This window comes from Ancylobacter sp. 3268 (genome assembly GCF_031456575.1).
Taxonomy (GTDB): Bacteria; Pseudomonadota; Alphaproteobacteria; order Rhizobiales; family Xanthobacteraceae; genus Ancylobacter.
The window spans coordinates 160546-179032 of record NZ_JAVDUX010000001.1 but is presented as its reverse complement, the minus strand read 5'-3'; the positions used below and the strand labels follow the sequence as shown (position 1 = coordinate 179032).

The window sequence follows — 18487 nt, the reverse complement described above, 5'->3', positions numbered from 1 at the left end:
TGCTGGCGTGCCGGCCTGGGCAAAGGCGGCGCCGGTGACGAGACACAGGCAAAGGCCGATCGCGGCCCCGGTCATAATGCGCATGGCCTTGCTCCGTTTCTTCGCCGTTGGCCGGCGCTCTGTCTCTTCCGGCCCGCGCGGCAGCGCGAAGGCCCGATGCTCATTTCACCGCCGCGGGGGCGGGCTGGTCGGAAAGCGTCACGCTGGTCTCGATGATGGCCTTGCCATCCGCCTGCGGCGTCACCACCCGCATCGCGTAGAGACCGCCGGGCACCTCGTCCGAGAACAGGAACTCGTAGCGGCGGTTGATGATCTCCACCAGCTGCTGCTTGTGCGGATCGTCGGCGAACGGCGTCATGCTCATCTTCCAGCCCGCCACCGACTTGCCGTCATAGTCGAAGCGGGTGGGCTCCACCTTGGCATTGGCCAGCGCGTCGCGCAGGCGGTTGCGGATGTAGTAGGGGCTGCCCTTGCTGAGATCGGTGATCTCCTTCGCCTCGCGCTCCAGCAGCACCAGCGTCAGCGGATTGCTCATCGCCGGGAACGGGCCGGCGCCGCGCTCCACCTCGCCACGACGTATATCCACCTTGGCGACCTGCTTGGAGGCATCCTCTTCCGCCGGCACCACCGTGAGCTGCATGGTCTCGTCGAAACTGTCGCCGAGATCCTTGCGGGCCGTGGTATGGGTATAATCGTAGGAGAGGCGGGTGCCGCTCGGCAGCTTGGCGAGATAGGGCGTCTCGAAAAACAGCTCCACCGGGCCGGGCTGGGCGATCGCCGCGCCGGCCGGCAGCACGGCGGTGCCGGCAAGGACCGGCAGGATCGCGAGAACGGCGAGGCGGCTAAGCGGAAGGCGAGAAGGCATCAGGCGCATGCGGGGGCTCCGGAAGGCGTCACTGCGCCCGGTCGGGGGTCGAAAAGCGGCGATAGTCGTAATCCACCACGCCGGCGGCGGCGTCGGCTTCCGCCAGTGCCAGCAGATGGGCGTGCAGCGGCGACTTGTGGCAGGCGGGATCGGTCGCCGCCGCATCGCCGGCAATCGCCATCGCCTGGCAGCGGCAGCCGCCCCAGTCCTTCTCCTTGCGCTCGCAGGAGCGGCAGAGGTCCGGCATCCAGTCGGTGCCGCGAAAGGCGTTGAAGGCTGGCGAGGCCTGCCAGATCTCGGCGAGGGAATGCTCGCGCACGTTCCAGAAGTCGAGATCGGGGATGGTCTCGGCGGCATGGCAGGGCAGTACCTTGCCGGACGGCGTGACATTAAGCGACTGCCGGCCCCAGCCATTCATGCAGGGCTTCGGATATTTCGCGTAATAGTCCGGTACCACCGCGTCGATGGTCAGCACGCCCTTCAGCCTTTCGCGCGCCGCCTCCACCACGTCGAGGGCGTGGAACACCTGCTCGCGCGTCGGCATCAGCGCGCCGCGATTGCGTAGCGCCCAGCCGTAATATTGCGCATGGGCTATCTCGATGCGCCGGGCGCCCAGCTTCAGCGCCAGCTCGATGAAATCGGGGATCTGGTGGATGTTGGCGCGGTGCACCACCGAATTGATGGTCAGCGGAATGCCCAGCCGGCGCACCTCGCCGGCCACGGCCAGCTTGCGCTCATGCGCGCCCCTGAAGTTGGACACGTGGTCGGTCACCTCCGCCGTCGCGCCCTGGAAGGACAGCTGCACGTGATCGATGCCGGCCTCCGAAATCGCCTGCAGACGCTCGGGCGTGACGCCGACGCCGGCGGTGATGAGGTTGGTGTACAGCCCCACCTTCACGCAGTGGCGGATCATCTGCTCGAGATCGCGGCGGGCGGTCGGCTCGCCGCCGGACAGGTGCACCTGCAACACGCCGAGCCGGGCGGCCTCCTCGAAGACGCGCAGCCAGGTCTCGGTGTCCAGTTCGGCATTGCGGCGGTCGAGCTCGACCGGATTGGAGCAATAGGGGCACATAAGCGGACAGCGATGCGTCAGCTCCGCCAGCATGCCATAGGGCACAGGCAGCGGCTGGGGGACCAGCGCCGCGGCTTCCGCCACCGTACGGGCCAGGACGTTCACCACCTCGTTCATGGCTCCACCTCCACCATTCCCTTTTCGGCGAGGTCGGCGAGGAAGGCGTCGACATCGGCCGCGACGCGCTCGCGCTCCACCGCAAAGGCGGCGATCAGGTCGTCGATGATGGCGTCGATGCTGCGCGCGCCGTCGACGCGCTTGAGGATCTCCACCGCCACCGGGTCGGGCTGCAGCACCCGCTCCGGCGCCAGCAGCACCCATTGCCCGCGCGCCTCGTCATGGCGCAGCCGCACGCCGCGGGCGAGCCGGGGCACGCCGGTGGCGGGAAGCCGGGTGCTGGCGGTCTCCGCGGTCATTCAGGCCTCCTGCCTGGCACGTGCCGCTTCCGGCATGAATGCGCCGGGATAGGGCATGGCCGGATCGACATAGGCGAAATAGAGCGCATCGAGCTGAACCCACAGCACGTCGCATTTGAATTCCAGCGCCCGGATCACCGCCTGCTGCTGCTCCGGCGTGCGGGCGTTGCGCTTGACGTAGTCGAGCGCGAAATCGGCATCGCGCGGCGCTTCGGTGAGGCGCTTGTCGAAATAGGCCAGCGTCTCCTTCGAGACGAAATCATAGTTCTTCAGCATGCCGGCGACACGCTCGCCGATGATGCCCGGCGAGAACATCTCCGTGAGCGACGAGGCGATGGCCTCCAGCAGCGACTTGTCGCGCACGAAATGCACATAGGCCTCGACGGCGAAGCGGGTGGCCGGCAGCAGCCCGCGAAGCGAGGTGACATAGTCGCGGTCGAGGCCGAGGCCGTCGGTCAGCTTCAGCCAGCGGGCGATGCCGCCCTCGCCTTCCCTGTCGCCGTCATGATCGATGATGCGCTGGCGCCAGGCCCGGCGCAGTTCCGGCTCCTCCATCCGCGCCAGGATCGAGGAATCCTTCACCGGGATCATCGCCTGATAGAAATAGCGGTTGAGCGCCCAGGCCTGCACCTGGCCGAAATTCAGTTCGCCGCCATGCAGCAGCTTATGGAACGGGTGCAGGCTGTGATAGCGGCGCCGGCCGACGTCGCGCAGCCGCGCCTCGAGTTCCTCCGGCGAGAGCAGCGTCGTCATGATGCGGTCTCCATCGTCGCGCCCGCCGGCACGACGTCCATGCCGTCCTCGGCGATCTCCCACCCGGCCGCCTCGGCGGCGCGGCGCTCGGCCGAGCCTTCGATCAGCGCCGGGTTGGTGTTGTTGATATGCACGTAGATCTTGCGGCCGACCTCCAGGCCGGCGAAGGCGGCGATCGAGCCCGCCTCGCCCGCCATCGCCATATGGCCCATGCGGGCGCCGGTCTTGCTGCCGACGCCGGCGCGGATCATCTCGTCGTCCTGCCACACCGTGCCGTCGAACAACACCGCGTCGGCACCGGCGATCCGCGCGGCGAGCGCCTCGGTCATACGCGCGCAGCCGGGAATGAACAGGACGCGGGCCTTGCCGTCGCTGAGCTCGACCCCCACGGTCTGCTCGCCCTCAAGCGCGGTGGCGACCTCGCCACGGGTGGCGATCTCGCCGGCCTCGAGATAGAGTGCGATCTTGCCGGGAACGGGAAACAGCGCCGCCGTCACCCCAGCGACCAGCTCGAACGGCGCGTCGAGCCCGATCTGGCGGCGCTCGACCAGCCCTGCGGCCAGCACGTCGAAAACCGGATTGGCGCGCAACACGTCATGGATGGCCGCTGTCGCGTTGAGGGTAAAGGCCTGCCCCTCGCGAAGACTGAGCAGGCCGGCGACATGGTCGATGTCGGCATTGGTGAGCAGCACGGACGCCACCGGCGTATGCCGTCGGCCATGCTGCGGCTGCAGGGCCGGCAAGGACTGGATCTGCGACAATATTTCGGGGGCGCAGTTGATCAGCGCCCACCGCTCGCCATCGGCGCTGACCGCTATGGAGGTCTGGGTCCGCCGCTTGACGCGCGGATCGCCCTCCCAGGCGAGAGCGCACACCGGGCATCTGCAGTTCCATTGCGGGAAGCCCCCGCCGGCCGCAGAGCCCAGAACCTTAAGCCGTAGGCGGGACGTGCCCTCTGGCATCTTGATGCCTTCCGATACGCGTCCCGCCTCCGGACGTCAGAAATCAGCCGGCATGTAGGCGTTGACTTCCAGGCCGACGCAGATTTCGACGATACGCGGGGTCGTCCAGGCCATTTTCACTTCCTCCATGTTATGGTCGCCTCTCTATACTTTCATAAGAAGTTTATAAGAGGCATTCGTCACATCCTACTGCGACGACGACAATATTACTCTGATCACTCCGACATTCAACGTCAAGAACAGGTCCGGAATTATTCTTGGGTCGACTGTATACCAGACGCATTGCAACGCAGCACATTCGACATCAAGGTGATGATCAGCCGGGCGTGAGCTCCGATCTGGGATCGAACATGAAGCCGCGTCCCCGCACCGTCACGATGAGTTGCTCGCCGCTGGCCATGACCTCGCCGAGCTTGTGCCGGAGATAGCCGACATAGACGTCGACGACGTTGAGCGACGCGCCGCCATGGCCGGCCCACAGCGCGGCGAAGATGTCGGCGCGGGCGAGCGGCTCGCCCTCATGGCGCATCAGCAGGGCGAGGAGCTCCACTTCGCGCTCGGTCAGCCGCACCCGCGCCTCCCCCGCCTGGACCTGCCGCACGTCGAGATCGAGCGTCAGCGGACCAGCGGTCAGCACCCGCACCTCCTCCTCGCCGGAGCTGCGTCGCAGCGCCTGCACCTTCACCCGCGCCAGCAGTTCCTCGAAGGCGAAGGGCTTGATGATGTAGTCGTCCGCCCCCGCGAGCAGTCCCTCGGTACGCTCGTTCACGCTGGAGCGGGCGGAAAGCATGATGATCGGCGCCGTCTGGCCGGCGGCCCGCAACGCCTTGCAGACCTCGATGCCGGAGCGGCCCGGCAGCATCACGTCGAGAATGATCGCCTCCGGCACCTTGCCATTGGCGGCGCGCAGCGCCAGGTCGCCATCGCCCACCAGTTCCACCTGGTAGCCCTCCGAGGCGAAGCCCCGCCGCAGCAGGGAGCCGATATCGGCATCGTCCTCGACGATCAGGATAGTCATTGGGCAGGCTCCAGCGTGACATGCGGCAGGACGGCGGGCAGGCGGATGGCGACGCAGGTACCCGGAAGATCGCCGCCGGCGCCAGCGCTCCCGGCCTCCGGCGACGACGGCGCCAGCGGTGACGCCTCGCCGTCGGCATGCGGATCGCCCTCCGGGGCGCCGCCGGCGCCCTCGATGGCGATGGTGCCGCCATGCCGCTCCACGACCCATTTCGCAAGTGCGAGACCGATGCCGAAGCCGCTGCCTTCGCCGCCGCCACGCGCGCCGCGCCAGAAGCGTTCGAAGACGTGCGGCAGCTCGTCGCGGGGGATCCCCTCGCCCTGGTCCCGCACCCGCAGAACAACCTCGCCGGCCCCCACGGCCGCGTCCAGCCGAATCGATCCGCCGGGAAACGAATGCCGTACCGCATTGGCCACCAGCCCCTCGATCACCTGCCGCAGCCATTCGCGGTCGGCTTGCACGGTCAATCCCGCCGCCGCCCCGCTCTCCAGCGTCAGCCGGCGGGCCGCCGCGACCGGCCGCATGCTCTCGGCCACCTCGGCAAACAGATCGGCCACCGAGACCGGCAGGCGCTCGAGCTCGATCTGCCCGGTCTCGGAACGGGCGATGCGCAACAGGTCCTCGACCCGCCGGTGCAGCCGGCGCGCCCGCGCCTGGATCACCAGCAGCGCCGTGCGCATGTCGTCGGGCCGGGGGGCCGCCGGGCGCAGCGTGACCTCGGCCTCGCCGAGAATGACGGTCAGCGGGGTACGCAATTCGTGACTCACATCGGTGAAGAAGCGCCGGCGCGCCTGGTCGACATTTTCCAGCCGTTGATTGGCGGCACGCAGTTCGGCGGTGCGCGCGTCGATGATCTCCTGCAGGCGCTGCTGGTCGGCGACGAGGCGGGCCTCGCGGCGGGCCAGTTGCGTCGCCATCCGGTTGAAGCGCGCCATGGCGAGGCTGAGCTCGTCATGGCCGGTTACCGTCAGGCGCGTATCGGTGCGCCCGCGCGCCACCGCGGCGGCGGCGGCGGAGACGTCGGCCACGCGGCGGATGAGCGAGCGTCCGAGCCGGTGATAGATCAATGCCGCCAGCGCGAGCGCGAACACGACACTGGCGATGCCCCAGCGCAGGGTCCGGGCGCGCAACGCGCGCACCGCCTCCTGCGCCGCCTGGGCGCTGGCGCGCTCTTCCTCGATCGCCTGGCCGAGCGGCGCGCCGAATCCGGCGGCGAACACGTCGAGGGCGAGGCGCACGCCGACGGCGCGCTGCGGCGTGATCATCGCCACCTTCACCCGCTGATCCAGCATCTCGAACTGTGCCCTGAGGCGCGCAATGGTGCGGCTGCGGGCGGCCATCAGGGTGCGCTGCTCCTCGTCGGTCAGCCGCGCCACCTCCTCGCCCAGCGCGGTCTCGAAGCGGCGGAAGGCTTCGCGCGCGCGGTCGCCCGCCGCCGGCAGGTTGCCGAGGCCGTCCGGCGCCTGCGCCGCCTGCAGGGCCACCAGCGCATAATCGCCGATGCGGCCGGAGAGGCCGGAGAGCAGCTCCAGCCGCTGCTGGGCGGAAACCAGCCGGTCGACCTCGGCATTGACGACGCCGAGCGCCGTCACCAGCGAGGCGGCGGAGACCGCCGTCACCAGCACCGCCACCGCGAGCAGCAGCGCCATCCGCGCGCGCAGCGAGGACATCCGTCCGCGCAGCGCGGCAAGACGTTTCCGCAGCGGAAAGAAAGACAGGCGCAGCATTCAGGCGGCTTCCCGGATCGACGCTCCTCTTGCGAAGAGTCCCGATGATTTCATGTCCGGCGAGGCAACGCACGCTGCGACGCAGCACGTGCGCCTTCGCCTCATCCGGGCTGGCCGCCTCAGCTCTTCACGGCCTTCTTGCCGTCGTTCACGAAGTCGAGGCACTCGTCATATTCCTTTTCGCCGAGCTCGCGCTCGGCGCCCTTGAGCGCCTTGTTGATCTTGTCGAGCGTGGCCTTGGGCGGGTTCTTGGCCGCCTCGGCCTTGAGCAGCGCGATGCCGGCGGTGCAATCCTTGGCCTCGTCGGCCGAAGCCGGCAGCGTCAGCCCGAGGCCGAACGCCGCCGCCAATAGGGCTCCGGCGGCGCTGCGCGTGAATCTCTGCATGGTATCCTCCCCGATCGCCGGTCTGTGCCGGCGCTTTCATTGCTCAAGCGGAAGTGGCGGCAAGCGGAAGTGATGGAACGTGTCGGCGCGGTCACCGCACCCGCGGCTACTTCACCGTCAGCGTGCCGTGCATGCCCTTGTCCTTCAGTCCCTCGATCCACCATTCGAAGGTGCCGGTGCGGATCGGCACGAATTCCAGGGCGATGGTGCCCGCATCGTCGAACTCGATGTGGTGCGGCGCGCCATAGGGATGGATTTCGAGATGGTTGATGACGATCTGGTTCATCCAGACGTTCCGGAAGAATTCCGGCGCCATGAATTTGTATTCCTTGCCGCCATTCGACGTCACGTTGAGGCGGTAGGATTTGCCGCCTTCCATGGTGATGTCCTTCACCGGCACGGCGAAGTCGTTGCCGTTGGTATCGCCCAGCACGATCTCCGGCAGTTCCTGCCGGCCCTTGGCGAGATCCCCCGCCTGCACGCCGGTGCCGGCTGGCAACAGGGCGGCGGCGGCGCCCAGCAAGGTGGCGAGAATCAAGCCCGTACCGACGCGGCGGCGATGCCCGTCCCTCATAGGTTTCCTCCTGACATTATCTTTGGCTTTGACGCCATCGCCAGGCGGCAACGGCAATCCGAGCCGGGATTTCTTCCCGTCAGGAAACCTATGTGCGGCAGCTCTTCCTGTCTAGGACATTGATTCTTATGAATATTTTATGATTTTGACGGGCCGCCGGAAACAGGCCCGAGGGAAGGCGCGCCACTCCTCCCGGCGCCGGGGCACCGGGTGGAGTGAAGTCTTCGCGTCAGATGTCCTTGCCGGCCGCGCCCGGACGACCGCAGCGCCATTTGGTCACCCGCCATTTGGGGTGGGTTTCCGACCATTCGGCGATTACGGGCTGGGCGCCCATCATGCACTGGGTGGGGAGCGACACTTGCTCGACGTTCAAGGACACGGCTTCTTCCTTGCACACGCCGGGCGAGGCGATCAGGCAGATAGATAAAATGAGCTCCATAGCGGGACCCTTTGAGTGTGGACCTGAGCTACCCGAGCGTTTCCCCTTAGACGTCCCTCTGCCAGCAAGCGGCATGCCAGATGAACGCCTCCTTCGGCGACCTGCGCCATATTGTCCACGCCCGGCGTCCCGGTCCGCTCATGCGTGCCGCCGATGCGGCCCCGGCCATGCCGCCCCGTCCGGGCCCGATCCCGTCCGGTCGGGGACCGGTCAAGGATTGGGCGCGGCCGATCCGCTCATGACTAAAGGCTGATCACGGCCGAAATGCGCGGCCGATGGTCGCGAGTGAGCCGCTCTCTTCGCCCGGCCGCGGCGAAACCTCGTCGGGAGCGGCGCGAAACCGTCGCAAAAGCAGCGATTGCAACGTCGTCCCCCTTGCGGGGAGTCGCGAAGCGGAACTAGTCTCATACCTGTGTGGTCGTGCTATCGGGCCAACCGGTTTGGTGTTTCAAACGCTGCAACAAAGATAGCCGGGACATCGGAGAGGGGCACCCCGCCCTTTTGATGAGCAACCCCGTTTGGGAGGATTAAGATGGCCAAGATCAACAAGGTTCTGATCGGTGAATCGCTTGTCGGCGACGGCAATGAAGTGGCCCACATCGACCTGATCATCGGCCCGCGCGGCAGCGCGGCGGAAAGTGCCTTCGTCAACGCACTCACCAACAACAAGGATGGCTTCACCTCGCTGCTCGCGGTGGTGACCCCCAACCTGCTGGCCAAGCCGAACACCATCCTGTTCAACAAGGTCACCATCAAGGACGCCCGCCAGGCCGTCCAGATGTTCGGCCCCGCCCAGTACGCCGTCGCCAAGGCGGTGGTGGACAGCGTCGCCGAGGGTGTCATCCCCGAGGAAGAAGCCGACGACCTGTTCATCTCGGTCGGCGTGTTCATCCACTGGGAAGCCGCTGACGACGCCAAGATCCAGCAGTACAACTACCAGGCCACCAAGGAGGCGCTCGCCCGCGCCATCAACGGCCAGCCCACGGTGAAAGAGGTCGTCGCCGGCGCTGCCAGCGCCAAGCACCCCTTCGCGGCTTAGATCGGAAGCAACCCGGAGCAGAAAATACCACCGCCCGCGGCACCTTTGCCGAAGGGCCTGCTTCAGCGGTTGGCGGCAATCTTCCTCGACAAGTGAGATCGGCGCGTCCGTTCTCGTGCTCGTGCAGACCGAAGCGGCGATGCCGCTTCGGCGACCGCCAACTCCCGAGACCCGAGGTCACCGCCTCGGGTCTTTTTCATTTATGGATCAATGAATAAACTTCCATATTTCACCTGAAATGTCAGGAGAAACTCTCCACAGTCCGGCACCCGCTGCGGTCTTCTCAGCCCACCACCTGCCGGCGCAGGGCCTCGACGGCGTCGGGCGAGCGGCGCTCCTGCGGGCTCAGTTCCACCGCGACATCGGCGACGATTTGCGCCGGCACTCCGTCGAGCCGCACGATCCGCGAGCCGAGTTCCACCGCCTCCCGGCTGTCATGGGTGACGAACATCACCGTCGCCGGACGCTGCGCCAGCAGCCGGCGCAGCAGGTCGCGCAGCCGCGCCGCGCCGGCCTCGTCGAGCGAGACGAAGGGCTCGTCCATCAGCAGCACGTCGGGATCGATGACGAAGGCCCGCGCCAACGCCGCCCGCCGCTGCTGGCCGAGCGACAACCGCTCGGGAAAGGCGTGCGCCTGCTCCTCGAGCCCGACCTGCCGCAACATCGCCAGCGCCTTCTCCATGGCCGCCGGGTCACGCCCGAGCGGCAGCGCGACATTGTCCACGACGCTGCGCCACGGCAGCAGCCGCGGGCTCTGGAAGGCATAGGCGAGGCGTGGTCCCTCGGGACGGGTGGCCGTGCCGGCCGCCGGCCGGAATCGGATGGTGCCGGAAAAATCCCGGTCGAGGCCGGCGACCATGTTGAGCAGCGTCGTCTTGCCGAGGCCGGAGGGCGCCAGCAGCACCACGAAGGCGAACGGCGCCACCTCCAGCCGGAAATCCCGGTAGATCAGCCGCGAGGGCGCGCCGGCCGCCGCCGGGAAACGCTTCTCGCCGATGTCGATGGCGATGCCGGTCACCGGCGCCACCGGCCGGCGCGGCGTTCCAGCGGCTGGAGCAGCAGCAGTTCGATGATCTGCACCACCAGGGTGAAGGCCAGCGCATAGGCGAGCACGGTGGCGACGTCGAACAGTTGGAACGCCGTCTGCAACTCGAAGCCGACGCCGTTGGAGCGGCCGAGCAGTTCCACCACCAGCACGATCTTCCAGGTGAGCGCGAGGCCGGAGCGGGCGGCGGCGGCGAAGAACGGCGCCAGTTGCGGCAGCACCACATGGCGCAGCGTGCGCAGCGGCCCGAAGCGATACACCAGCGCCATCTCGTCGAGCTCGCGCGACAACGCCGCCGCGCCCTCGCGCAGCGTCACCGCGACATTGGGGATCTTGTTCACCGCCACCGCGGTGATCGCCGCCGCCTCGGTGAGGCCGAACCAGACATAGCAGAGGATGATCACCACCAGCGCCGGCAGGTTCAACAGCACGATCAGCCACGGCCCGAACACCCGGTCGAGCGCCTTGGAACGGCCGAGCACGATGCCGATCGCCGCGCCCACCACCATGGCGATGAGGAAGCTCGCCGCCACCCGTCCCAGCGTGATCAGGATGTTGCGCGGCAGGGCGAAGTCGGCGCTGGCGCGCACCAGCGCCGCGGCGACCTCGGGCGGGCCCGGCAGCAGCGGCGAGGCGACCAGCCACGCCGCCGCCTGCCAGGCGAGCGCCAGCAGCGCCAGCGAGATCAGCGTCATCGTCAAGCCGGCGAGGCCGGAACGGGTGGCCTCGCCGCCGGAGCCACCGGCGGTCGCGGTGCCGCTGCGCAGGAAGGCCACGGCCTCAGCCCTTCGACAACGCGAACAGGCGGGGATCGAAACCGGGCTTCGGCCCCACCAACTCGGCCCCTCCGACCCGCGCCAGCACGTCATAGAGCTTGGCGCAGGCAGCCACGTCCGCCGTGTCGAAGGCTCCGGGAATGCCGGCGCGGTAATAGTCCCGCAGCTTGTCGAACTCTGCCGTGTCCGCCGCCTGCATCAGCGGGCGCAGCCGCTCCCACGCATGGGTCGCCGCGGCATCGGAGCCGGCGAGCAGGCGGTTCGCCGCCGCCGCGGCACGAAAGAAGGCGGCGATCTGCGCGCCCTTGGTCGCGGCGATACGCTCGCGCCAGACGAAGCCGACCAGCGGCGGCGGCGGTGCGATGCCGAGCCCGGCCACCACCTCCTTCATGTCGAGCAGCCGAGCGAAGCCCTGTGCGTCCAGCCGGGCGGCAAACGGCCAGAAGGTGAGCGCCGCATCGATCCGCCCCAGCGACAATTGCTGGTTGATCAGCGGCGGCGCGCCGTAGACCGACTCGGCGTCCTTGGCGAGGTCGATTCCCGCGGTCTGCTGGGCATAGGCGCGCAAAAGCAGCCAGCTCTTGTCCAGCGCTCCGCCGGCGACGCCGAGCCTGCGGCCCTTCAGGTCGGCGACGGTGCGCACCGGGCCGCCCGATGCCACCATCAGCGCGCCGAGCGCGGTGGAGAACGGCGCGAAGCGGAAATCCTCGCCCTCCTGGCGGCGGCGCATCGCCCACAGCCAGTCGCTGACGATCAGGTCGATATCGCCGGCCTGCAAGGCGACCGTGGTCGCCTGCCCGCCGGCGAAGTCGATGGATTCGAAGCTCAGTCCTTCGCGCGTGGCCAGTCCTTCGGCGCGGATGGTCTCGGTGAGCCAGTTGAGGGTGCCGAACTTCAGCGAGCCGATCCGCAGCGGCGCCTCGGCGGCGTGGCTCTCCCGCGGCGCCAGCGCCAGCGCCAGCAGCAGCGGAGCCGCCAGCACGGCGCGACGGTTCGGTCGCAGGCCTTCCCTGTGGCTGCCTTCGCCCGTCATGCCTGCACTCCTCACGGCGCCGCCTTTCCGGTCAGCGGCGGATCCAGCAGCCGGTTGCGTACCAGATAGGAGATGCCCCGCAGCCAGGATTCATCGGTGTTGTTGCGGATATCGGCGCTGCCGGCGCGCAGCACCTTGCCGGTCTCGACGTCGCGCAGCTGGAAATTGATGTTCAGGATGAGGTTCGACACCTTCTGCACCAGCCCGATCACTTCGATCTGCGCCCCGAGCGCGCGGGCGATCGGCAGCTCGCAGCTGTTGCAGTTGCGGAACGGCGTCGCCTCCTCGATACGCGCCGCCTGGGGGGCCAGGTCGATCACCTCGTAGCCGGCGGCGGCGAGGCGCTGGCGCACCTCCCCGGTGATGAGGTCGAGCCGGTGCTGCTCCGCCGGCTTCGGCCCGCCCGGGCCGGCCTCGCCGCTGGTGTCGAGCAGTTCGAAGCCGAACACCGCCACGCGGGTTGCCGCGGCGGCTGGTCCGGCGGCGAACAGGAAGGGCAGGAGAGCGACGGCCGCCGCTGCCGGTGTGACGAGGTGCCATCCGCGGCGACGGCCGGATGGTCGTTGACGGGTCATCGGGCGACCTCCCGTTCTGCTGCGCCTGTTGTCGCGGCGATCATATCCCGGCGCCGACCGGCGGCAAGACATCCGCTTCACTTTTCCGTCAGGCCGTCGTTAAACTTCCTAGTAGAGAACGGAAAAACTTCCCGCTTATTAATTTCTTATGGAACTTAAACTGTTGAAGACTGCGATGTGTTTGGTAGTCTTCTTTCAAACATAACCAAAGGTCAGGCGCTCGAACGCCCGGCCAGCATAATACGGGACGGACGCTCATGAGACGGATGGTCCACGCCGCGACGGCCGTCGCCGTGCTGGCGATGGCGGGCCTGCCCCTGCCCGCCGCGGCACAGCAGGAGGCGCCCGTGCCCGCCGCGCCGAAGCCGGCGGCCGCCATTCCCGCCTCCCAGACCTTCCGCATCGGTCTCGTCCGGCAGATCCCGCCGCAGCCGCCGTGGATCGCCCCGCTCACCGCCCCGCCGGAAAATCTCGGCGTCGCCGGCGCCGAGCTTGGCATTCGCGACGCCCTCACCTCCGGGCGCTTCCTCAAGCTCGATTATACGCTCGCCACCGAGGTGGTACCGACCGAAGGCGATCCCCTCCCGGCGGCGCAGAAGCTGGTCGACGCCGGCAACAACTACATCCTGCTCGACGTCCCGGCCGATCAGTTGCTGCGCATCGCCGACGCGCTGAAGGCCAAGGACGTGCTGCTGGTCAATGTCGGCGCGCCGGACGACAGCCTGCGCCAGGCCGATTGCCGCGCCAATGTGTTCCACGTCGCCCCCAACCGCGGCATGCTCACCGATGCGCTGGCGCAGTTCCTGATGACCAAGCGCTGGCGCAACTGGTTCCTGTTCGTCGGCCGCACCGACGGCGACAAGCTTTATGCCGAGGCGGTGCGCAATTCGGCGCGGAAGTTCGGCGCCAAGATCGTCGCCGAGAAGGTGTGGGACTACGGGCCGGATGCCCGCGCCACCGCGCAGTCGGAAGTGCCGCGCGCCACCCAGGTCGGCGAGTACGACATCCTCATCATCGCCGACGAACAGGGCGAGTTCGGCGACATCCTGCCCTATAACACCTGGCTCGCCCGCCCGACCGCCGGCACCCAGGGGCTGATGTCGCTTTCCTGGCACCCGACCATGGAGAACTGGGGCGCCTCGCAGCTGCAGAGCCGCTTCTTCAAGCAGCACCAGCGGATGATGCTGCCGCTGGATTTCCAGATGTGGGAGGGGGTGTTCTCCATCGCCTCGGCCGGCATGAAGACCCGCTCCAGCGAGGTGGAGAAGATCCGCGCGCAGATCCTGTCGCCGGAATACGACCTGCCGGTGTTCAAGGGCGTGGCGGCGAGCTTCCGCCCCTGGGACCACCAGCTTCGCCAGCCGATCCTGCTCACCCACGCCACCAACACCGTCACCCTGTCGCCGCAGCAGGCCTATCTGCACCAGCGCACGCCGCTGGATACGCTCGGCTTCGACCAGCCCGAGAGCAAGTGCACGTTCAACTGAGACCGCGGCTCGGCCGGTCTTCGCCTTCAACTGAAGAACCGCAGGACGAGGCGCCGTCGAGAGCGCCCGCCGCCCAAAGGAGGAAACGATGACACGCCGTAACTTGCTGAGCGCCGGCCTCGCCACGATGGCGGGACTGATGGTGCTGGGGGAGACCCTGCCGGCGCAGGCGCAATCGGCGCAAACCTCTCCGCGCGCCTTCATCTCGAACGAACGCGACCACACGGTCAGCGTCGTCGACATGGGCAGCCTGAAGGTCATCGAGACCATCAAGACCGGCCGCCGGCCGCGCGGCATCACCGCCAGCCCGGACGGCAAGCTGATCTATGTCGCCGCCTCCGACGACAACCGCGTCGAGGTCTATGATTCCAACACGTTCAAGCTGGTGAAGACGCTGCGCTCGGGCCCGGATCCGGAGCTGTTCGTGCTGGCCCCCTCCGGCAACCCGCTCTACATCGCCAATGAAGACGACAACATGGTCACCGTCGTCAATGTGGAGAACAACGAGCTGATCGCCGAGATCCCGGTCGGCGTCGAGCCGGAGGGCATGGGCGTCAGCCCGGACGGGCGCTACATGGTCAACACGTCCGAGACCACCAACATGGCGCATGTGGTCGATACCAAGACCAATGAGGTGATCGAGAACATCCTGGTCGATTCCCGCCCGCGCATCGCCGAGTTCCGCAAGGACGGCAAGCAGCTCTGGGTCTCGGCCGAGGTGGGCGGCACCGTGGCAGTGATCGATCCGGCGACCTGGAAGATCGTCAAGAAGATCTCCTTCGACATTCCCGGCGTGAACAAGGATGCCATCCAGCCGGTCGGGGTGCGAATCACCAAGGATGGCAAGAAGGCCTTCGTCGCTCTCGGCCCGGCCAACCGCGTCGCGGTGGTGGACACCGGCACGCTGGAGGTGGAGAAATACATGCTGGTCGGCCAGCGCGTCTGGCAGCTCGCCTTCACACCGGACGAAAAGCTGCTGATCTCCACCAACGGCAATTCCAACGACATCTCGATCATCGATGTCGCCAGCGAGAAGGTGACGAAGTCGGTCGCGGTCGGGCGCTCGCCCTGGGGGGCCGTGGTGGTGCCGTAGCGCCGCCGGACCGGCCCGGCAAAGCGGGCCTTTCGCCTCCCGCCCACGCAGGAATCGGCGAGACCACGGCACGAGCCGCAGGACGAAGCCCGGGCGGGCCGCCGCCCCTTCTCATCCCCGGCATGCGCCGGGGATGATCGTTTGGAACCTGCCCCCTTCCGCAGCGGAACATGCCGGAATGATCGACCTCGCCATCCCCGCCCCGCGCGATCCGCCCTCTCCCGCCGGGGCGCCGCCGGCGTTGGCGGTAGAAGGCGTGACCCACGCCTTCGGCACGCGCAAGGCGCTGGACGATGTCAGCCTGACGGTGCCGCGCGGCAGCTTCACCGCTCTGCTGGGGCCCAACGGCGCCGGCAAGACCACGCTGTTCTCGCTGATCACCCGGCTCTACGACAACCGCAGCGGGTCGATCCGGGTGCTGGGGCACGATGTGCGCCGCGAGCCGGCGGCCGCCTTGTCGCGCCTCGGCGTGGTGTTCCAGGCCCGCACCCTCGATCTCGACCTCACCGTGACGCAGAACCTCGTCTATCACGCGACGCTGCACGGCATCGGCTTCGGCCGGGCCAGGCGGCAGGTGCTGGACGTGCTGGAGAGCGTCGGCCTTGCCGACCGTGCCCGCGACAAGGTGCGCCAGCTTTCCGGCGGCCAGATGCGCCGGGTCGAGATCGCCCGCGCGCTGATGCACCGGCCGGAACTGCTGCTGCTCGACGAGCCGACGGTGGGGCTCGATATCGGCTCGCGCGCGGCGCTGGTCGCCGAGGTGAGACGCCTCATCGCCCGCGAGGGCATCGGCGTGCTGTGGGCCACCCACATCATCGAGGAGATCGAGGCCGGCGACCGGATCGTGGTCCTGCACCAGGGCCGCGTGCGGGCGCAGGGCGCGCATGCGGAGGTGCTGGCGGCCGGGCGGGCGCCGGATATTCCCGCCGCCTTCCTCGCGCTCACCAGCGCGAGCGAAGAGGCCGAGCGGCGCGAGGGACAAGCATGAATTCCACGCCCGGCTCCCCCTCCGAAACGCCTGCGCGCCTGCCCTCCTCCGCGGCGCCGGCACGCATCGCCACCCGCGCCCGCCTGCCGCTTTCCGGCTATGCGATCTGCATGGCCGGCATCTGCTGGCGCGAGGCGCTGCGCTTCCTCAACCAGCGCGGCCGCTTCCTCTCCGCTCTGGTGCGCCCGCTGGTGTGGCTGTTCATCTTCGCCGCCGGCTTCCGCTCGGTGCTCGGCGTGTCGATCATCCCGCCCTACGAGACCTATATCCTCTACGAGGTCTATGTGGCGCCGGGGCTGGTGGCGATGATCCAGCTGTTCAACGGGCTGCAATCCTCGCTGTCCATGGTCTATGACCGCGAGGTCGGGGCGATGCGCATCCTCTTGGTCAGCCCCTATCCGCGCTGGTTCCTGCTGTTGTCGAAACTGGTCGCCGGCATCGGCGTGTCGCTGCTGCAGGCCTATGCCTTCCTCGCCATTGCCTGGTTCTGGGAGGTCGAGGCACCGCCCATCGGCTATCTCACCGTGCTGCCCGCGCTGCTGCTCTCCGGGCTGATGCTCGGGGCGATGGGGCTTTTGATGTCGTCGCTGTTCCGGCAGCTGGAGAACTTCGCCAGCGTGATGAACTTCGTCATCTTCCCGATGTTCTTCACCTCCTCGGCGCTCTACCCGCTGTGGAAGGTGCAGGAGAGCAGCCTGCCGCTGTACTATGTCTGTCTGTTCAATCCGTTCACCTACGCGGTGGAACTGATCCGCTTCGCGCTTTACGGCCAGTTCGAGCCGTTCTCGGCACTCGTCGTGGCGGGCTGCGCGGTCGCATTCCTTCTCGCCGCCATTGTCGCCTATGATCCTTCTGCCGGACTGATGGCCCGCCGCGGCGGACCGGAAGCCGCCAAATGACAAGAATGAATGTCCGGGAGACGCCCATGAATTCGACGCGGATGCCCCTGAAGGGAATGCCTTCCCCGTCCCTGCGCGCCGGCCTCGCCGCCGCCGCCTTCCTCCTCGCCGCCATCCCGGCGGCCCAGGCTGCCAGCCCCGCCGGCTTGTGGCCGTGCATCCAGCCGCGCGTCGCCAGCCTCGCCGCGGCGCAGATGTGGGACGGCCCGGCGATAGACGGGCTCGACTGGCGCGCCGATGCGGGCGTGGCCGAGCTGGTGCCGGTGCTCGCCGCCCGCCGCACCCCGATCGAGGAGGCCGACGCCAAGGTCGAGGCCTTCGCCAAGCAGGCCGGCGCCGACAAGGACGCCCGGCTGACGCTGCTCTTCGCCGGCGTGTTCGACCAGATCAACAGCCTGCGCTCGCGCATCCTCACCGGCATCGAGCGCTATTCGAAGCATCAGATCGACCTTTCCGACCGTATCCGGCAGGAAAGCCTCGAGCTCGCCCGGCTGAAGAAGGCGGCCACCAGCGAGGCGGACAAGGCCAAGGCGGCCGATGCCGAGAAGCAGCTGCTGTGGGATACCCGCATCTACGACACCCGCACCCAGGCGGTGACGGCGGTGTGCGAGAGCCCGGTCATCCTCGAGCAGCGCGCCTTCGCCCTCGCCCGGGCGATACGCGCGCAGATGGATTGAGGCGGCACGCCCGCCGGTCAGCCGGAGACGATCCGGCCCCGGCGGGAGGCAAGGCGCCAGCCGATATACAGGACGATGAGCGCGTGCAGCAGCACCGCCAAGCCCAGCCCGAACAGATGCGCCCCCGCCGGCGCCTCGACCGCCGCCAGCGTCGCGAGGCCCAGCGGCAGGAACAGCAGGACGGCGGTGGCGAGACCGGGATTGTAGGCGCGCAGCCGCAGGGCGGCCCCCAGGTGGATGACGCCGTTGACCAGCACCGCATAGGGCGCCACCAGCCCGGCCGCCGGACCGCACAGGACGGCCGCGTAGAAGGCGGCGAGGTTCACCCCCCACACCAGCGGCAGATTGACGACCAGCACCGCCGCGACGCTCAGCCCATCCCGCCCGTGCAGCAGCCGGTCGTTGACGAAGCGGCGGAAGCGGTCGCCGGCATGCTCCTCCACCTGATGCACCATGTAGACCGGGCTGTGCAGCAGGATCAGCAGCACCGGCAGATCGAGCCCGTGCGCCAGCGCCGGTGCCAGCGCCAGCAGCGCGGCGGCCATGAAGCCGGCCCCGGCCACCCAGTGGCGCGCCAGCCAGGCGATGACGACAAAGCCGCCGAGTTGCCGATTCATGCGCAGCCCCACACCTTGCCCGCCCGGCGATATCCCGCCCGCGGCC

At 68.3% G+C, this 18487-nt stretch carries 22 protein-coding genes; 6 read left to right on the top strand and 16 right to left on the bottom strand.

What is annotated here, in order from left to right; all coding sequences use genetic code 11:
• Positions 1-160 precede the first annotated feature (160 nt).
• The 11 genes from J2X65_RS00850 to J2X65_RS00800 form a co-directional block, all read right to left on the bottom strand.
• Complete coding sequence (locus J2X65_RS00850; RefSeq protein WP_310196633.1) at positions 161-874, bottom strand: hypothetical protein; 714 nt, start codon at positions 872-874, stop codon at positions 161-163.
• A 19-nt stretch (positions 875-893) separates the two neighbouring features.
• Entirely contained in the window at positions 894-1970 is a 1077-nt protein-coding gene (gene pqqE / locus J2X65_RS00845; RefSeq protein ID WP_404977649.1) for a pyrroloquinoline quinone biosynthesis protein PqqE, read from the bottom strand.
• Positions 1971-2050: 80 nt separating this feature from the next.
• A complete protein-coding gene (gene pqqD / locus J2X65_RS00840; RefSeq protein WP_310196628.1) occupies positions 2051-2353 on the bottom strand; it encodes a pyrroloquinoline quinone biosynthesis peptide chaperone PqqD in 303 nt (100 codons plus the stop codon).
• Entirely contained in the window at positions 2354-3106 is a 753-nt protein-coding gene (pqqC, locus tag J2X65_RS00835) for a pyrroloquinoline-quinone synthase PqqC (RefSeq protein ID WP_310196626.1), read from the bottom strand.
• Positions 3103-4068 (bottom strand): pyrroloquinoline quinone biosynthesis protein PqqB, encoded by a 966-nt coding sequence (gene pqqB, locus J2X65_RS00830; RefSeq protein ID WP_310196623.1) that lies wholly within the window; start codon positions 4066-4068, stop codon positions 3103-3105. The genes pqqC and pqqB overlap by 4 nt, the downstream gene beginning before the upstream one ends.
• A 36-nt stretch (positions 4069-4104) precedes the next feature.
• Positions 4105-4197, bottom strand: a complete 93-nt coding sequence (gene pqqA / locus J2X65_RS00825) for a pyrroloquinoline quinone precursor peptide PqqA (protein ID WP_310196620.1) — start codon at positions 4195-4197, stop codon at positions 4105-4107.
• A gap of 187 nt (positions 4198-4384) precedes the next feature.
• A complete protein-coding gene (locus tag J2X65_RS00820; RefSeq protein WP_310196616.1) occupies positions 4385-5086 on the bottom strand; it encodes a response regulator transcription factor in 702 nt (233 codons plus the stop codon).
• On the bottom strand, positions 5083-6813 hold the full coding sequence (locus tag J2X65_RS00815; protein WP_310196613.1) for a HAMP domain-containing sensor histidine kinase: 1731 nt from the start codon (positions 6811-6813) through the stop codon (positions 5083-5085). The genes J2X65_RS00820 and J2X65_RS00815 overlap by 4 nt, the downstream gene beginning before the upstream one ends.
• Before the next feature lie 119 nt (positions 6814-6932).
• Entirely contained in the window at positions 6933-7199 is a 267-nt protein-coding gene (locus J2X65_RS00810) for a histidine kinase (protein ID WP_310196610.1), read from the bottom strand.
• 106 nt (positions 7200-7305) lie between these two features.
• Positions 7306-7773 carry a hypothetical protein gene (locus J2X65_RS00805; protein WP_404977636.1) on the bottom strand — a complete coding sequence of 156 codons (468 nt, stop codon included), beginning with the start codon at positions 7771-7773 and terminating at the stop codon, positions 7306-7308.
• Positions 7774-8002: 229 nt separating this feature from the next.
• Entirely contained in the window at positions 8003-8212 is a 210-nt protein-coding gene (locus J2X65_RS00800; protein WP_310196607.1) for a hypothetical protein, read from the bottom strand.
• Positions 8213-8744: 532 nt separating this feature from the next.
• On the opposite strand from J2X65_RS00800, the gene fae reads away from it, so the two are divergent.
• Positions 8745-9251 carry a formaldehyde-activating enzyme gene (gene fae, locus J2X65_RS00795; RefSeq protein ID WP_214009807.1) on the top strand — a complete coding sequence of 169 codons (507 nt, stop codon included), beginning with the start codon at positions 8745-8747 and terminating at the stop codon, positions 9249-9251.
• Positions 9252-9534: 283 nt separating this feature from the next.
• On the opposite strand, the gene J2X65_RS00790 is transcribed toward fae, so the two are convergent.
• From J2X65_RS00790 to J2X65_RS00775, 4 genes are all read right to left on the bottom strand, one after another.
• Entirely contained in the window at positions 9535-10269 is a 735-nt protein-coding gene (locus J2X65_RS00790; RefSeq protein WP_310196603.1) for an ABC transporter ATP-binding protein, read from the bottom strand.
• Entirely contained in the window at positions 10266-10991 is a 726-nt protein-coding gene (locus J2X65_RS00785; RefSeq protein ID WP_310197377.1) for an ABC transporter permease subunit, read from the bottom strand. The genes J2X65_RS00790 and J2X65_RS00785 overlap by 4 nt, the downstream gene beginning before the upstream one ends.
• Positions 10992-11076: 85 nt before the next feature.
• Complete coding sequence (locus tag J2X65_RS00780; RefSeq protein ID WP_310196599.1) at positions 11077-12105, bottom strand: transporter substrate-binding domain-containing protein; 1029 nt, start codon at positions 12103-12105, stop codon at positions 11077-11079.
• An 11-nt stretch (positions 12106-12116) separates the two neighbouring features.
• Positions 12117-12680, bottom strand: coding sequence for a DUF3280 domain-containing protein (locus J2X65_RS00775; protein ID WP_310196596.1), 564 nt, complete (start codon positions 12678-12680; stop codon positions 12117-12119).
• 257 nt (positions 12681-12937) lie between these two features.
• On the opposite strand from J2X65_RS00775, the gene J2X65_RS00770 reads away from it, so the two are divergent.
• The 5 genes from J2X65_RS00770 (at position 12938) to J2X65_RS00750 (ending at position 17824) form a co-directional block, all read left to right on the top strand.
• On the top strand, positions 12938-14167 hold the full coding sequence (locus J2X65_RS00770; RefSeq protein ID WP_310196593.1) for an ABC transporter substrate-binding protein: 1230 nt from the start codon (positions 12938-12940) through the stop codon (positions 14165-14167).
• An 88-nt stretch (positions 14168-14255) separates the two neighbouring features.
• Positions 14256-15260, top strand: a complete 1005-nt coding sequence (locus tag J2X65_RS00765; RefSeq protein ID WP_310196591.1) for a PQQ-dependent catabolism-associated beta-propeller protein — start codon at positions 14256-14258, stop codon at positions 15258-15260.
• 178 nt (positions 15261-15438) lie between these two features.
• A complete protein-coding gene (locus J2X65_RS00760) occupies positions 15439-16248 on the top strand; it encodes an ABC transporter ATP-binding protein (protein ID WP_310196588.1) in 810 nt (269 codons plus the stop codon).
• Complete coding sequence (locus J2X65_RS00755) at positions 16245-17147, top strand: ABC transporter permease (RefSeq protein WP_404977635.1); 903 nt, start codon at positions 16245-16247, stop codon at positions 17145-17147. The genes J2X65_RS00760 and J2X65_RS00755 overlap by 4 nt, the downstream gene beginning before the upstream one ends.
• Before the next feature lie 26 nt (positions 17148-17173).
• Complete coding sequence (locus tag J2X65_RS00750) at positions 17174-17824, top strand: hypothetical protein (RefSeq protein ID WP_310196586.1); 651 nt, start codon at positions 17174-17176, stop codon at positions 17822-17824.
• Positions 17825-17841: 17 nt separating this feature from the next.
• Here J2X65_RS00750 and J2X65_RS00745 read toward each other — a convergent pair whose 3' ends face one another.
• Positions 17842-18441: an HXXEE domain-containing protein gene (locus J2X65_RS00745; RefSeq protein ID WP_310196583.1), complete on the bottom strand. Its 600-nt coding sequence runs from the start codon at positions 18439-18441 to the stop codon at positions 17842-17844.
• Positions 18442-18487: the final 46 nt, after the last annotated feature.

Coding starts and splice junctions, on each gene's coding strand:
- pqqB (WP_310196623.1), bottom strand. CDS start 4,068: ATGCCAGAGGGCACGTCCCGCCTACGGCTTAAGGTTCTGGGCTCTGCG.
- pqqE (WP_404977649.1), bottom strand. CDS start 1,970: ATGCTGGCGGAGCTGACGCATCGCTGTCCGCTTATGTGCCCCTATTGC.
- J2X65_RS00810 (WP_310196610.1), bottom strand. CDS start 7,199: ATGCAGAGATTCACGCGCAGCGCCGCCGGAGCCCTATTGGCGGCGGCG.
- J2X65_RS00775 (WP_310196596.1), bottom strand. CDS start 12,680: ATGACCCGTCAACGACCATCCGGCCGTCGCCGCGGATGGCACCTCGTC.
- J2X65_RS00755 (WP_404977635.1), top strand. CDS start 16,245: ATGAATTCCACGCCCGGCTCCCCCTCCGAAACGCCTGCGCGCCTGCCC.
- J2X65_RS00820 (WP_310196616.1), bottom strand. CDS start 5,086: ATGACTATCCTGATCGTCGAGGACGATGCCGATATCGGCTCCCTGCTG.
- J2X65_RS00800 (WP_310196607.1), bottom strand. CDS start 8,212: ATGGAGCTCATTTTATCTATCTGCCTGATCGCCTCGCCCGGCGTGTGC.
- J2X65_RS00850 (WP_310196633.1), bottom strand. CDS start 874: ATGCGCCTGATGCCTTCTCGCCTTCCGCTTAGCCGCCTCGCCGTTCTC.
- J2X65_RS00780 (WP_310196599.1), bottom strand. CDS start 12,105: ATGACGGGCGAAGGCAGCCACAGGGAAGGCCTGCGACCGAACCGTCGC.
- J2X65_RS00745 (WP_310196583.1), bottom strand. CDS start 18,441: ATGAATCGGCAACTCGGCGGCTTTGTCGTCATCGCCTGGCTGGCGCGC.
- fae (WP_214009807.1), top strand. CDS start 8,745: ATGGCCAAGATCAACAAGGTTCTGATCGGTGAATCGCTTGTCGGCGAC.
- J2X65_RS00815 (WP_310196613.1), bottom strand. CDS start 6,813: ATGCTGCGCCTGTCTTTCTTTCCGCTGCGGAAACGTCTTGCCGCGCTG.
- J2X65_RS00750 (WP_310196586.1), top strand. CDS start 17,174: ATGAATTCGACGCGGATGCCCCTGAAGGGAATGCCTTCCCCGTCCCTG.
- J2X65_RS00770 (WP_310196593.1), top strand. CDS start 12,938: ATGAGACGGATGGTCCACGCCGCGACGGCCGTCGCCGTGCTGGCGATG.
- J2X65_RS00805 (WP_404977636.1), bottom strand. CDS start 7,773: ATGAGGGACGGGCATCGCCGCCGCGTCGGTACGGGCTTGATTCTCGCC.
- pqqA (WP_310196620.1), bottom strand. CDS start 4,197: ATGGAGGAAGTGAAAATGGCCTGGACGACCCCGCGTATCGTCGAAATC.
- J2X65_RS00785 (WP_310197377.1), bottom strand. CDS start 10,991: ATGACGCTGATCTCGCTGGCGCTGCTGGCGCTCGCCTGGCAGGCGGCG.
- pqqC (WP_310196626.1), bottom strand. CDS start 3,106: ATGACGACGCTGCTCTCGCCGGAGGAACTCGAGGCGCGGCTGCGCGAC.
- J2X65_RS00760 (WP_310196588.1), top strand. CDS start 15,439: ATGATCGACCTCGCCATCCCCGCCCCGCGCGATCCGCCCTCTCCCGCC.
- J2X65_RS00765 (WP_310196591.1), top strand. CDS start 14,256: ATGACACGCCGTAACTTGCTGAGCGCCGGCCTCGCCACGATGGCGGGA.
- pqqD (WP_310196628.1), bottom strand. CDS start 2,353: ATGACCGCGGAGACCGCCAGCACCCGGCTTCCCGCCACCGGCGTGCCC.